Raw genomic sequence first — 14,237 nt, 5'->3', positions numbered from 1 at the left:
GTTGGGACGCGGGATCGACTGCATCGACACGATTTGCGGACACAGGGCGAATACAGTAAACCTCGCGCTGCGATCTGTCTTGACTTTGTCTGACCAGATCCCTGTACTTTTTTAACATCCGAACAGGGATTTGGCCGACAAACGGAGGGGGAGCGGGCGCTGCGGCGGTTTCAGGCGAGCTGAACGGGGATGGCGTTGCTGGTGTGGCTCAGCTCGTTGCCGGGCGCCATGTAGAGCATGCGCGGCTTGAAATTGACCAGTTCGGCTTCGCTGTAATGGGCGTAAGCGCAGATGATTACGCGATGACCGACGCTGGCCTTGTGCGCCGCGGCGCCGTTGACTGAAATCATCCGCGAGCCTTCTTCGCCACGAATCGCGTAGGTGGTGAAACGCTCGCCGTTGTCGACGTTGTAAATCTGGATCTGCTCATATTCACGAATGCCGGACAGGTCCAGCCATTCGCCATCGATGGCGCACGAACCTTCGTAATCGAGCACCGCATGGGTGACTTCGGCGCGGTGCAGTTTGGCCTTGAGCATGATCGCGTGCATTGGGGTTTCCCGGGTTGGAATCGAACGGCGGGCAGTGTGCCCGAAGGCTTTGGGGGCGGCAATATGGCTGGAATGCAATCTTCATGACGCTGAAAAACACTGTAGGCCTTCGCCTGCTCGCGATAGCGGTGTGTCATTCAACACTAATGCTGACTGACACACCGCTATCGCGAGCAGGCGAAGGCCTACAGAGGGATTGCGGTGGTTTTAAGCGGGCGTATCGAGGTTCAGATGCAAATTATCGATCAACCGCGTGGTGCCCAGAAACGCCGCCACCAGAATCACCAGATCGCGATCCTCAGCCGTTGCCGGACGCAGGGTCAAACCGTGGCGGATCTCCAGATAATCCGGGCGCAGGCCGGCTGCTTCAAGCGCTTGCAACTGCGCGCTGATCAGCGCCGGGAAATCCCGGTTACCTTGCTTGATCGATTCGGCAATGCTGCTCAGCGAGCGATACACCGCCGGAGCCACCGCACGTTGTTCATCACTGAGGAAGCCGTTGCGCGAAGACAGCGCCAGACCATCGGCGGCGCGTACGGTCGGCTCGCCGATGATCTGGATCGGCATGTTCAGGTCATGTACCAGTGCGCGGATCACCGCCAGTTGCTGATAATCCTTCTGGCCGAAAATCGCCAGGTCCGGCTGGACCATGTTGAACAGTTTGCTGACGACGGTTGCCACGCCTTCGAAGTGCCCGGGACGGCTGGCACCACACAGCCCTTCGGACAATTGCGGGACGCTGACGCGGGTCTGCCCGGCCATGCCGTCGGGGTACATTTCCTCGACGGTCGGGGCGAACAGCAGCGAGCAGCCAGCCTCGAGCAGTTTTTCCTGATCGGCCGCCAGCGTGCGCGGGTATTTGTCGAGGTCTTCGCCGGCGCCGAATTGCAGGGGGTTGACGAAAATGCTCGCGACGACGAAATCCACCCGTTGCGTGGCTTTGGTCACCAGCGCGACGTGACCGCTGTGCAGGTTGCCCATGGTCGGCACGAAGCCGATGCGCTTGCCCTCGCTGCGCGCGCGGGCGACGGCGGCGCGCAGTTCGCGTACGGTTTTGACGGTGTTCATGCGGAGAATCCGTGTTCGATGCCGGGGAACGTGGTGGCTTTGACTTCGCTGACGTAAGCCTTCAGCGCGGACTGGATGCTGTCCTGGCCGTGCATGAAGTTCTTGACGAACTTCGGCACGCGACCGGTGATCGACAGGCCGAGCATGTCGTGCAGCACCAGAACCTGACCATCCGTGGCGTTACCGGCACCGATACCAATGACCGGAATCTTCACCGCCTGGCTGATCTCCGCGGCCAGTTCGCTGGGCACGCATTCAAGCAGCAGCATCGCTGCACCGGCCTGCTCCAGCGAGATCGCATCGGCGCGCATCTGCCGCGCCTGGTTCTCGTTGCGACCCTGCACTTTATAGCCACCGAGAATGTTCACCGCTTGCGGGGTCAGCCCCATGTGCGCGCAGACCGGCACACCGCGTTCGGCGAGCAGGCGGATCGACTCGGCCAGCCACAGCGCGCCTTCGACCTTGACCATGTGCGCACCGGCCTGCATCAGCGTGGCGCTGTTGCTCAGGGTCTGTTCGAGGGTGGCGTTGGCCATGAAAGGCAGATCGGCCAGGATCAGCGCGTCGCTGTTGCCGCGTTTGACGCAGGCGGTGTGATAGGCCATTTCTGCGGTGGTCACCGGCAAAGTACTGTCGTGACCTTGCAGGACCATGCCGAGGGAGTCGCCCACCAGCAGCACTTCGACACCGGCCTGGTTGCAGGCGTGGGCGAAGGTCGCGTCATAGCAGGTCAGCATGGTGATCTTTTCACCTTTCTGCTTGAGGCTCTGGAGCGTGGTCAGGGTAATGGCTGGCATGTAAAAAATCCTCGTTCAGGCGCTCTGGAAACTACAGCGAGTAACGCGCGTGATTCGTCATCTACTCAGGCGCACGCTCTTTTGTCGTGCTTATAAGGCCTGGATTGCGCCCGTATGTGCCGGGTTGGCGGCAGCGGGACGCCTATAGTCGTGAGGAGCCAAGCGGAAGTCAATTGCGTGTGTTACCGCATTGTTACGCACGCGGTGTTACCGGCGTTACTGATGCGATTCAGCGGCGCGGCGGGGCTGATTCGAGGATTTTTTGTCGGACAAGAATCGTGAATATGATGCGATCAACTGTAGGAGTGAGCCTGCTCGCGATAGCGGTGGGTCAATCAACATTTCCGTGACTGACCCACCGCCATCGCGAGCAGGCTCACTCCTGCAATCTGGATTTGCGTCAGGCTTGGGAAATGCGTTCCAGACCGACGAACGGGCAGGCGGCCAGCAGGTCTGTCAGCGTGCGGCCATCGACCAGACGCAGATCCTGCGGTGCCAGTTCAGCCAGCGGATACAGCACGAACGCACGTTCCTGCATCTGATAATGCGGGACTTTCAATCGTGGCTCGTCGATCAGGCGATCGCCAAACAACAGGATATCCAGATCCAGCGTGCGCGGGCCCCAGCGTTCCAGGCGTTCGCGGCCCTGGTCGTTCTCGATTGCCTGCAAGGCATCGAGCAGCGTCAGCGGCGCGAGAGTCGTGTCGAGCGCGGTGACCGCGTTGGTGTAACGCGGTTGGCCCGGCAGCAGCGAGTCGCTTTGATAGAAGGCGGAAACGCCGACAAGACGGGTGTGCGGCAATTGCCCCAGCGCCGTGACGGCGCTGCGCAACTGTTCGGCCGGGTCAGCCAGATTGCTGCCCATGCCGATGTAAACGCGTTCCATGCCTTTACTCGCCTGTAGCGCTCGGTGCGCCGGCGCGTTTGCGCTTGGCGCCGCTGCTGCGACGACGCTTGCGTGGTGCCCCGCTGGCGTCGTCACTCTTGCCGCCGAGGTCACGGATCATGTCGCGACGTTCGCTGTCGTTGGCGTCCTGATAGTCGGTCCACCATTCGCCGAGGCCGTCGGTTTCCTCGCCAGCGCTTTCACGCAGCAGCAGGAAGTCGTATCCGGCGCGGAAACGCGGGTTGTCCAGCAGCAGGTCGGCACGTTTGCCGCTGCGCCGTGGCAGGCGTTCCTGCATGTCCCAGATTTCGCGGATCGGCATGGTGAAGCGTTTCGGAATCGCGATGCGCTGGCACTGCTCGGCGATCAGCTCGTGGGCGGCTTCCTGCATCGCCGGGATCGGCGGCATGCCACGTTCCTGCAAGCGCAACACGCGCGCCGGCAGCGCCGGCCAGAGCAGGGCGGCAAACAGGAACGCCGGGGTCACCGGTTTGTTCTGCTTGATGCGCAGGTCGGTGTTGGTCAGGGCTTCGCTGATCAGCGTGTGCGTATATTCCGGGTTGTATTCCAGCGCGTCGGCACTGGCCGGGAACAGCGGGGCGAACAGTTGCAGATCGACGAGCATTTCGAAGGTGATCGCGCCGTGACCCGAGAGGAACAGCTTGAGCACTTCTTCGAACAGCCGCGCCGAAGGAATCTCGCGCAGCATCGGCGCCAGTTCGCGGATCGGCTGCACCGTGTGCTTTTCGATGCCGAAATTGAGCTTGGCGGCAAAACGCACCGCGCGCAGCATGCGCACCGGGTCTTCCTGGTAACGCTGCTTCGGGTCACCGATCAGACGGATCAGGTGATTGCGGATGTCGTGTACGCCATTGGCGTAGTCGAGGATGCGCTCGCTGACCGGATCGTAATACAGGGCGTTGATGGTGAAGTCGCGGCGTTGCGCGTCTTCTTCCAGGGTGCCGTAAACGTTGTCACGCAGAATCCGCCCACTCTCGTTGCGCGAAGACTGGTTGCTGTCTTCGTCGTCTTCGTTGACCGGGTGGTTGGCGCGGAAGGTCGCGACTTCAATGATTTCGCGACCGAAATGGATGTGCACCAGCTTGAAACGCCGGCCGATGATCCGCGCATTGCGGAATTCGGCACGCACTTGCTCGGGCGTGGCGCTGGTGGCGACGTCGAAATCCTTGGGCGTGATGCCCAGCAGCATGTCGCGCACGCAACCGCCGACCAGATAAGCCTGGTAACCGGCACCTTGCAGGCGTTCGACGATATTCACCGCATAGCGGCTGAATTGCGTTTTCTGCAGCGAATGTTGACCGCTGTTGAGCACTTCAGGGGTGCTGCGGATGTGTTGCGTACGACGCACGGGAGTTCGGAATGACTGGAACAGCTTCTTCAGCATGGGATGCACTGTTTGAAGGAATGTTCGGCCATACCAAAGAATGACCGCATGATGGGCGCAGATTCTAGCATTTAGTCGAGGGATGGTGTAGGACACCGCAGATATGAGCTGTAAGCCGCAAGCTGCAAGGGTCGAGCGAGGCAAAGCAGGGGGGATTTGCGCGGGGAAGAAACTACAAGGGGAGCCGAAGCTCCCCAAGAAGTAGTTGCGTGCTCTTTTTATTATTGATTCGGGCTTCTTGTTTTTGTTGAGTGCCCTCGCCACGAAGTGTTTCCTTCGTGACCCTCCCAATCGGGAGCCAAGAGCAAACGGATTGCTTTGGTCGCTGAATTGCAGTGATCTGTCGATCCAACCAGTACAGGCTCTGTCTTAGGACAGTTTTTGTTGTTCTCGGCCTGGTCGTGGGGCAAGCCCCAAATACAACGCCTCTCCAAAAGAATCAGTTAGCTGCGCCTCTCGCCGTCTTGTTTTTATTGTGCGTGAGTCGATTCGTCTTATTTTTATTGTCTTGTACATTGCTTGTTATTGTTCTTGTACCAAACATATAGCAGGGTGCGTGCCAACTTTTGCGAACCCCAGTAAAACAAGGGGTTAGGGCGATTTAACCGTTTTGCAGGGGCGAAAAAAAGCCGGGGTTTCGTTACCGATAACCCCGGCTTCTGTTACGTGAATCGACTGCGGTAACAGTTTTTTCACAATGTCATGCGTTACCCGCGCACGCGACAGGTAACGTTCAGCTCTCGCTCGCTACCCCGGTCTTGCGCCGTGGAATGCCCAGGCGCTGACGGCGTTCCCACAGGCATTTGCGACTCACGCCCAGTTTGCGCGCCAGTTCGGTCTCGGTCATGTGGTCCTGATGCTCGAGGACGAAGTGCTGGAAGTAGTCTTCCAGTGACAGATCCTCGGTCGGCTCATGGCTGCTGTTGCTGGCGCTACCGCCGGTTTGCGGCGGCAGGCCGATGAACTCGTCGTCTTCCAGATCGCTCAGCTCGATATCGATGCCCAGCAGGTCGGCCGAAATCTCCGGGCTTTCACTGAGAATCACCGCGCGCTCGACCGCGTTCTCCAGCTCGCGCACGTTACCCGGCCAGGAATAATGCCGGATGGCCTGTTCGGCATCGGCGGCAAACTTCAGGTCGGTACGGTTGATGCGCGCGCTCTGGCGGGCAAGGAAAGCATTGGCAATTTCGTTGACGTCGGCACCGCGCTCGCGCAGGGCCGGCAGTTTCAGGGCGATCACGTGCAGACGGTAATAAAGGTCTTCGCGGAACTGGCCGATTTTCGCCAGGCCCTTGAGGTCGCGGTGGGTCGCGGCGATCAGGCGCACGTCGACTTTCTGCGACTGCACCGAGCCGACCCGGCGGATCTCGCCTTCCTGCAACACACGCAGCAGGCGAGCCTGGGCTTCCAGCGGCAGTTCGCCGATCTCGTCGAGGAACAGCGTGCCGCCGTCCGCCGCTTCGACCAGACCGGCACGCCCGGCGCTGGCGCCGGTAAACGCGCCTTTCTCGTGGCCGAACAGTTCGGACTCGATCAGGCTTTCCGGAATGGCCGCGCAGTTCACCGAGATCATCGGCGCCTTGGCGCGCTTCGACAGGTTGTGCAGGGCGCGGGCGACCAGTTCCTTGCCGGTACCGGACTCGCCCTGGATCAGCACATTGGAATCGGTCGGCGCGACTTTGCGAATCTTGCTGTACAGATCCTGCATCGGCGGGCACGAACCGATGATGCCGATTTCACCGTTGCTGTTATCCACAGAGGCTTTGCCGTTGCCAGTGGCAGGCTTGCTCGAGGCGGTTTCAGCGGCAGCCGGTGCCGACTGACGATCACGCAGGATGCGGGCCACGGCTTGCAGCATTTCATCGTGGTCGAAAGGCTTGGCGATGTAATCGACCGCGCCCATCTTCATCGAGTCGACCGCCGAGCGCAGGCTGGCGTAACTGGTCATGATCAGCACCGGCGTGCCCTGGCCGAGCTTGATCAGCTCGGTGCCCGGCGCGCCCGGCAGGCGCAGATCGCTGACGATCAGATCGAACGTAGGAATGGTGAAGCGTTCTTGTGCTTCCTGCACTGAACCGGCTTCGCTGACCTGGTACTGGTTGCGTTCCAGCAGGCGGCGCAAGGCGGAGCGGATAATTGTTTCGTCTTCGACGATCAAAATGTGCGGCATTGATTCGATACTCTCGACGGTCTCAGTTCACAGCGGACGTCGCTTCGACATGACGCGGCAATGTCACCCGGATACGGGTGCCGCGCTGGCTGTTTACATCAGCCGGGCTGTCGATGGTGATTTGTCCATAATGCTCTTCAACGATGGAATAGACCAGTGCAAGGCCCAGACCGGTGCCTTCGCCAGGATCCTTGGTGGTGAAAAAAGGTTCGAACAATCGGTCCATGATGTTCTTCGGAATACCGCTGCCTTCGTCTTCCACGATCAGGTCGACCGTGTGTTCGCCGGCTTCGCTCTTGACCCGTACCGCACTGTGCGGCGGCGAGGCGTCGCGGGCGTTGGAGAGCAGGTTGATCAAGACCTGGGCGAGCCGCTGCGGATCGCCTTCGACCCAGTGCTCGGGATCGCACAGGTTATAGAACTGCACTTCGAAATTGCGTCGGTTCAGCGCCAGCAGACCAATCGCATCCTGCGCCACTTCGGCCAGGCAAACCGGCTCGTCGCTGTGCTGATGGCTGCCGGCATGGGCGAAACTCATCAGCGACTGAACGATGCGCGAGACGCGTTTGGTCTGTTCGAGAATCTGCCCGCTGATTTCCGTCAGTTCGCCGTCGTCTTCGCGTTCCTCGCGCAGATTCTGCGCCAGGCAGGCGATGCCGGTGATCGGGTTGCCGATTTCGTGGGCTACGCCCGCCGCCAGCCGACCGATGCTGGCCAGACGTTCGGAATGCACCAGTTTGTCTTCGAGCATTTGTGTTTCGGTCAGATCTTCGACCAGCAATACCAAGCCACTGTTGCCTGGCGCCAGCGGTTCATCGATCGCCGCTTTGTGCAGGTTCAACCAGCGGGTCTGGCCATCGAGGGTCAGGTGCTGTTTGTGCAAATGCTCATCGGGCAGATTGATGAAGCCCTGCAGCAGATCTTTCCACGGCTCGCCAATGGTACTCAAGCGCGAGCCGACGACACGCTGCGCGGCAATCCCCGTGAGTTCTTCCATGGCCTTGTTCCACATCAGGATCTCCTGATCCTTGGCCAGCGAGCAGACGCCCATCGGCAGTTCCTGCAAGGTCTGGCGGTGATAGCGGCGCAGCGCATCGAGTTCAGCGGCAAGCCCGGTGAGGCGCGAGTGGTAATCCTCGAGGCGGCTTTCGATGAAATGGATGTCTTCGGTGACGTAGTTTTCGCCGCCGGCCTTGTACGGCAGGAAGGTTTCGACCATGTCCTGGGCGACGCTCGGTCCCATCAGTCCGGACAGGTTGGCCTCGATGCGGTCGCGCAAACGGCGCAAGGCGTACGGGCGGCGCTCGTCGAATGGCAGATACAGGTCACGCAACGCTTGCTCGACTTCTTTCTGCGCGGCCTTGGCACCCAGCGGTTTCGCCAGTTGCGTGGCGAATTCCTGTGGTGAGGCGGCGTGCAGTTCGCGGCGTTGTGGTCGACGCACGTTATCCACTGCGCAGGCTTCAGCGGCGCTGGCTTCTTCAGGGCTGGCGTTGGTGAACAGTGAAATCAGGGTGAACATCAACACGTTGGCGGCCAGCGAGGCGATCGCCGCCATGTGCCAACTGGTGTCGTCGAGTACGTAGATCATGTTCAACAGTGGAATGTAGAAACCCTGCAGATTGCCGACCAGCGGCAACAACATGGTCACCACCCAGACCAGAATCCCCGCCAGCAGACCGGCGATAAACCCGCGACGATTGGCGGTCGGCCAGTACAGCACCGACAGTACTCCCGGCAAGAATTGCAGGGTCGCGACAAACGCGACGATGCCGAGGTTGGCCAGATCCTGCTCGGCGCCGAGCATCAGGTAGAAGCCGAAACCGGCCATGATGATCGCGACGATCAGCGCCCGGCGGGTCCACTTCAGCCAGCGGTAGATATTGCCTTCGGCCGGTGGCTGATAGAGCGGCAGCACCAAATGGTTCAGCGCCATGCCCGACAGCGCCAGCGTGGTGACGATGATCAGCCCGCTGGCCGCCGACAGCCCGCCGACATAGGCGAGCAACGCCAGCGGTTTGCTGTTGGCGGCGATACCGATGCCGAGGGTGAAATATTCCGGATTGGTCGTGGCGCCGAGTTTCAGTCCGGCCCAGAGAATCAGCGGCACCGCCAGGCTCATCAGCAGCAGAAACAGCGGCAAGCCCCAGCTGGCGCTCACCAGCGAGCGCGGGTTGAGGTTTTCGGTAAAAGTCATGTGGTACATGTGCGGCATCACGATCGCCGAAGCGAAGAACACCAGCAGCAGGGTGCGCCACGGCCCTTCCTGCAAAGGCGTGTGCAGCGCGGCGAGGGCGGTCTGGTTTTGCAACAGCCACAGTTCAAGCTGTTGCGGCCCGTCGAACACACCGTACAGCGCGTACAGGCCAACGCCGCCGAGGGCGACCAGTTTGATCACCGATTCAAAGGCAATCGCAAATACCAGCCCCTCGTGTTTCTCGCGAGTAGCGATGTGGCGCGAGCCGAAGAAGATTGTGAACAGGATGATCAGCGCGCAGAACGCCAGCGCCACGCGGCTCTGGATCGGCTCGCCGGTAAGAATACCGATCGAATCGGCCACGGCCTGAATCTGCAGGGCCAGCAGCGGCAGCACGCCAATCAGCATGAAAATCGTGGTCAGCGCGCCGGCCCAGGTGCTGCGAAAACGAAATGCAAACAGATCCGCCAGCGACGACAATTGATAGGTGCGGGTGATTTTCAGAATGGGATAAAGCAGCACCGGCGCCAGCAGAAACGCACCGGACACGCCCAGGTAACTCGAGAGAAAGCCGTAGCCGTATTGATAGGCGAGGCCCACCGTGCCATAGAACGCCCAGGCACTGGCATAAACCCCCAGCGACAAGGTGTAGGTCAGCGGGTGGCGAATGATCGCGCGCGGGATCATGCCCCGTTCGCTGACCCAGGCAACGCCAAACAGTGCCGCCAGGTACGCGGCGCTGACCAGGATCATCTGGGTCAGGCTAAAGCTCATCGGCATCTTTTTGGCTCTGCAGGATGAAGGTCACGACAATCAGGATCAGCCAGAGCAGATAGGGGCGATACCAGGCGCCCGTAGCGTCGATCCACCAATCCATGATGGCGGGGGAAAACAGGTAGATCCCCACGACTAAAAGCAGGACCAAGCGATAGATGTACATCCCGGCCTCTCTTTTTTATGCGCGTGCCCGAAAACGTGCGGCGATGGTAACGGATGGGCGCGTGACTGCAAGGGGCGTCATTGCAGTTGCGCCTCGGGCAGGGTCAGTGTGCGCGGGATCTGCGTGGCATCCCAGTGCGCGCGGCCCCAGGCGAGCAGTTCACGCGGCGAAGCGTGGGCGAGTTCGGCGCCGGGGTTTTGCCCCAGTGCGCGCAGGGCTCGCAGCAGTAACGGTGTGGCCTGATCGGCCGCAAGCGGCGGCGAGCGGTAGGACTTGCCGAGTTTGTTGCCGTCCGGCTGGGTGATCAACGGCAGGTGCAGGTAGCGTGGCTGACGCAGGCTGAGCAATTCCTGCAGATACAACTGGCGCGGCGTCGAGTCGAGCAGGTCGGCGCCGCGCACGATGTCGGTGATGCCTTGCCAGGCGTCATCCAGCACCACCGCCAGTTGATAGGCGTAGAGCCCGTCGCGACGACGGATCACGAAATCGCCGACATCCCGGCCCAGGTGCTGGCGATACTCGCCCTGCACGCGGTCGATGAAGTGATATTCCAGCTCCGGCACGCGCAGGCGGATCGCCGCGTCCTGTTGATCATGACCGGCATTGCGACAAAAGCCCGGATATATGCCGTTGTAAGGCTCGAGCTGTTTGCGCGAACAGGTGCAGGCATACGCCAGGCCATGATTGAACAGGCTGTCTAGCACTTCAGCGTAGGCGTCGTGGCGATCACTCTGGCGCACCATGTCGCCGTCCCATTCGAAACCGTAACTCTCCAGCGCCTTGAGAATCGCCGCTTGCGCTCCGGGCTCTTCGCGGGGCGGATCGAGATCTTCCATGCGCACCAGCCAGCGCCCGCCAACCGAACGCGCGTCCAGGTAAGAGGCGAGGGCGGCGACCAGCGAACCAAAGTGCAAGTGGCCACTGGGGGTCGGGGCGAAGCGGCCGATGTAGGCGGGGGATTTGGCAGTCATGAAAGCGAAGCTACTTTTCAGGGAATATGCAGGTCAACCTGTAGGCCTTCGCCTGCTCGCGATAGCGGTGTGACATTCAACAAAAATATTGACTGATCCATCGCTATCGCGAGCAGGCTCACTCCTACAAAAAACAAAGGCAGAAGCAAAAGGTAGAAACAAAAACGGAGCGTTCGCACGCTCCGTTTTTTGTTCAGGTCGCAATCACTTGCCGACCTGTTTTTCCTTTATTTCCGCCAGGGTCTTGCAGTCGATGCACAGATCCGCCGTCGGGCGGGCTTCGAGGCGCTTGACGCCGATCTCGATGCCGCAGGATTCGCACCAGCCGTATTCTTCGTCCTGAATCAGCTCAAGCGTCTTGTCGATCTTCTTGATCAGCTTGCGCTCGCGGTCGCGGGCGCGCAGTTCAAGAGCGAATTCTTCTTCCTGGCTGGCACGGTCGGCCGGGTCAGGGAAGTTGGCCGCTTCGTCTTTCATGTGATCAACCGTACGGTCGACTTCCTGCATCAGGTCCTGTTTCCACTTGTTCAGGATCTTGGTGAAGTGCGCGCGCATCGGGGCGCCCATGTACTCTTCGCCCGGCTGCGGAACGTAAGGTTCGAAGCCGCTGATCGTCGATTGCTGCTGTTGCTTTGCTTGGGTGGGCATGAAATGGACCGCCTCTACTCTTGTAATCCATTGCGCAGGATTGCTCCATCACCGACACCTGCCGGCCCTGCGGCTGCAAGCGGGCGAACTTACCAGATCAAATCAGCCTGCGCTACTCCCGGATGTCGAGCCCCCGGCGGGTGGCGCTTGCAGATGTTTGGCAAGCCGTGTCTGTGGGAATGGAGACCTGTTCAATCACTGATTTTAGTCAATCCTGGAGCGTACGTTCAGATCGTTACAGTCCAGCGTTCTTGAGGCTGTGACCTTCACGGGTTCTCCCTCGTTCCGGCAGACAGGTAGAATCGTCTCTTTTTTCCCGTCGAAGGCATTTCAATGGCCCCCTACAGTGCGCGCAGTCGTGCGATCGAACCGTTTCATGTGATGGCGCTGCTCGCGCGGGCCAATGAATTGCAGGCCGCCGGGCACGACGTGATCCATCTCGAGATCGGCGAGCCGGACTTCACCACCGCCGAGCCGATCATCCGTGCGGGGCAAGCGGCGCTGACGGCGGGCAAGACCCGCTACACCGCGGCGCGCGGGATTCCCGAGCTGCGCGAGGCGATTGCCGGGTTCTATCAATCGCGGTACGGGCTGAACATCGACCCGCGACGGATTCTGATCACCCCGGGCGGCTCCGGTGCGCTGCTGCTGGCCAGTGCATTGCTGGTCGATCCGGGCAAGCACTGGCTGCTGGCTGACCCCGGCTACCCGTGTAACCGGCATTTTCTGCGACTGGTCGAAGGCGCGGCGCAGTTGGTCCCGGTTGGGCCGGACGTGCGCTATCAACTGACCCCCGATCTGGTCGCGCGGCATTGGGACCGCGACAGCGTCGGCGCCTTGGTCGCGTCGCCGGCCAACCCGACCGGGACGATTCTGACGCGCGATGAACTGGCCGGGTTATCCACCGCCATCAAGGCGCGTCACGGTCATTTGGTGGTGGACGAGATCTATCACGGCCTGACGTACGGCACCGATGCCGCCAGTGTCCTGCAAGTGGATGACGGTGCGTTCGTGCTCAACAGCTTCTCCAAGTATTTCGGCATGACCGGTTGGCGCCTCGGCTGGCTGGTCGCGCCGGACGCAGCGGTCAGCGAGCTGGAGAAACTTGCGCAAAACCTCTACATCAGCGCGCCGAGCATGGCGCAGCATGCGGCTCTGGCCTGTTTTGAGCCGGCGACGATCGCGATTTTCGAGGAGCGCCGCGCCGAATTCGGCCGTCGCCGCGATTACCTTTTGCCAGCGTTGCGTGAGCTGGGGTTCAACATTGCCGTCGAGCCTGAAGGGGCGTTTTATCTGTATGCCGATATCAGCCAGTTCGGCGGCGATGCCTTCGCGTTCTGCCAGCATTTCCTCGAAACCGAGCACGTTGCCTTCACGCCGGGTCTGGATTTTGGCCGTCACCAAGCCAGCCACCACGTGCGTTTCGCCTACACGCAAAACCTTGGACGCTTACAGGAAGCGGTGGAGCGTATCGCCCGTGGCCTGAAGAGCTGGCAAGGCTGATGCGTTTTTATCCACAGCTTGAAGAGGCGCGCCTGATCCGCCGGTACAAACGTTTTCTCGCCGACATCGAAACCGTTAGCGGCGAGTTGCTGACCATCCACTGCCCGAACACCGGCTCAATGCTCAACTGTCAGGTCGAGGGCGGGCAGGTCTGGTTCAGCCGCTCGAACGACCCCAAGCGCAAGTTGCCCGGCACCTGGGAGATCGGCGAAACGCCGCAGGGGCGCTTGTTCTGTGTGAATACCGCACGGGCCAACGGGCTGGTCGAAGAAGCCTTGCAGGCCGGGATCATCACCGAGTTGAACGGCTTTACCGCGTTGAAGCGCGAAGTCGCCTACGGGCAGGAAAAAAGCCGCATCGACTTTCGCCTCGAATACCCGAGCGGCCCGGCTTATATCGAAGTGAAGAGCGTCACCCTGGGTTTCGACGGGACGGCGGTGGCGGCGTTTCCCGATGCCGTGACCCAGCGTGGCGCCAAACACCTGCGCGAGCTGGCGCATCTGGCGCGCGACGGCATTCGTGCGGTGCAGCTGTATTGCGTAAACCTGACCGGCATCGAAGCCGTGCGCCCGGCCGAGGAAATCGATTCGGCCTATGCCGAGGCGTTGCGCGAAGCGGTCGCCTGCGGCGTGGAGGTGCTGGCTTATGGCGTGCGCCTGGATCATGAGGAAATGGTCATCGACCGCCGACTTGATGTGCGGCTTAACGGTTAAACATCGATCCAGACGCCTTGCGCGTCTTCCAGGCATTCAATCGCCGTCAGCGCTTGCCCGGCACATGGACCGGCGACGCATTCACCGTCCTCGATCAGAAACAGTGCGCCGTGGGTGGCGCACTGGATCAGGCTGTTGCTCGGGTCGAGAAACTGGTCAGGTTGCCATTCCAGCCCGACGCCACGGTGCGGGCAGCGATTCAGATAAACGTAAACCTGCCCGCCACGGCGCACGGCGAACAGTTTGTTGCCGTCGATTTCGAAGCCGCGACTGCAGGCCTCGACCAGCTCATCGCCGGCGCAGAGAAACTTCATGGCTATCCTCAAGAGTCTGCTCGTGTCTGGATATGTCTGAGCTTGACGTTTAAATGCAAACAATTATCAAATGG

General features: G+C 60.7%; 13 protein-coding genes. 2 read left to right on the top strand and 11 right to left on the bottom strand.

The features are described from left to right. Positions 1-170: 170 nt before the first annotated feature. The 10 genes from panD to dksA form a co-directional block, all read right to left on the bottom strand. Positions 171-551 (bottom strand): aspartate 1-decarboxylase, encoded by a 381-nt coding sequence (gene panD, locus ACYYKW_RS00155; RefSeq protein ID WP_093098254.1) that lies wholly within the window; start codon positions 549-551, stop codon positions 171-173. A 207-nt stretch (positions 552-758) separates the two neighbouring features. Beyond that, positions 759-1,619, bottom strand: coding sequence for a pantoate--beta-alanine ligase (gene panC / locus ACYYKW_RS00150; protein WP_093098256.1), 861 nt, complete (start codon positions 1,617-1,619; stop codon positions 759-761). Continuing rightward, positions 1,616-2,416 carry a 3-methyl-2-oxobutanoate hydroxymethyltransferase gene (panB, locus tag ACYYKW_RS00145; protein ID WP_090286350.1) on the bottom strand — a complete coding sequence of 267 codons (801 nt, stop codon included), beginning with the start codon at positions 2,414-2,416 and terminating at the stop codon, positions 1,616-1,618. The genes panC and panB overlap by 4 nt, the downstream gene beginning before the upstream one ends. 400 nt (positions 2,417-2,816) lie before the next feature. After that, positions 2,817-3,302, bottom strand: coding sequence for a 2-amino-4-hydroxy-6-hydroxymethyldihydropteridine diphosphokinase (folK, locus tag ACYYKW_RS00140; RefSeq protein ID WP_464989157.1), 486 nt, complete (start codon positions 3,300-3,302; stop codon positions 2,817-2,819). A 4-nt stretch (positions 3,303-3,306) separates the two neighbouring features. Then, entirely contained in the window at positions 3,307-4,707 is a 1,401-nt protein-coding gene (locus tag ACYYKW_RS00135) for a polynucleotide adenylyltransferase PcnB (protein WP_090286346.1), read from the bottom strand. Between the two features lie 733 nt (positions 4,708-5,440). Beyond that, positions 5,441-6,877 carry a sigma-54-dependent transcriptional regulator gene (locus ACYYKW_RS00130; protein ID WP_093098263.1) on the bottom strand — a complete coding sequence of 479 codons (1,437 nt, stop codon included), beginning with the start codon at positions 6,875-6,877 and terminating at the stop codon, positions 5,441-5,443. A 22-nt stretch (positions 6,878-6,899) separates the two neighbouring features. Beyond that, positions 6,900-9,854, bottom strand: a complete 2,955-nt coding sequence (locus ACYYKW_RS00125; RefSeq protein ID WP_167359909.1) for a sensor histidine kinase — start codon at positions 9,852-9,854, stop codon at positions 6,900-6,902. Next, positions 9,838-10,014, bottom strand: a complete 177-nt coding sequence (locus ACYYKW_RS00120) for a hypothetical protein (RefSeq protein WP_003176118.1) — start codon at positions 10,012-10,014, stop codon at positions 9,838-9,840. Before ACYYKW_RS00120 ends, ACYYKW_RS00125 begins: the two co-directional genes overlap by 17 nt. Before the next feature lie 77 nt (positions 10,015-10,091). Continuing rightward, positions 10,092-10,985: a tRNA glutamyl-Q(34) synthetase GluQRS gene (gluQRS, locus tag ACYYKW_RS00115; RefSeq protein ID WP_464989156.1), complete on the bottom strand. Its 894-nt coding sequence runs from the start codon at positions 10,983-10,985 to the stop codon at positions 10,092-10,094. Positions 10,986-11,189: 204 nt separating this feature from the next. Further along, on the bottom strand, positions 11,190-11,633 hold the full coding sequence (gene dksA, locus ACYYKW_RS00110; protein WP_090286337.1) for an RNA polymerase-binding protein DksA: 444 nt from the start codon (positions 11,631-11,633) through the stop codon (positions 11,190-11,192). A gap of 333 nt (positions 11,634-11,966) precedes the next feature. Here dksA and ACYYKW_RS00105 point away from each other — a divergent pair, with 333 nt between their 5' ends. Further along, the gene (locus tag ACYYKW_RS00105; RefSeq protein ID WP_464989155.1) at positions 11,967-13,136 is read left to right on the top strand and encodes a pyridoxal phosphate-dependent aminotransferase; all 1,170 of its coding nucleotides are present in this window, start codon (positions 11,967-11,969) and stop codon (positions 13,134-13,136) included. Next, entirely contained in the window at positions 13,136-13,849 is a 714-nt protein-coding gene (gene sfsA, locus ACYYKW_RS00100) for a DNA/RNA nuclease SfsA (protein WP_093098272.1), read from the top strand. The genes ACYYKW_RS00105 and sfsA overlap by 1 nt, the downstream gene beginning before the upstream one ends. On the opposite strand, the gene ACYYKW_RS00095 is transcribed toward sfsA, so the two are convergent. After that, positions 13,846-14,163, bottom strand: a complete 318-nt coding sequence (locus ACYYKW_RS00095) for a Rieske (2Fe-2S) protein (protein ID WP_093098275.1) — start codon at positions 14,161-14,163, stop codon at positions 13,846-13,848. The genes sfsA and ACYYKW_RS00095 overlap by 4 nt on opposite strands. Between the last annotated feature and the right edge of the window lie 74 nt (positions 14,164-14,237).

This window comes from Pseudomonas sp. 15C (assembly GCF_055484735.1).
The sequence above is the reverse complement of the archived record's forward strand: the minus strand, read 5'-3'. Positions and strand labels throughout refer to the sequence as shown.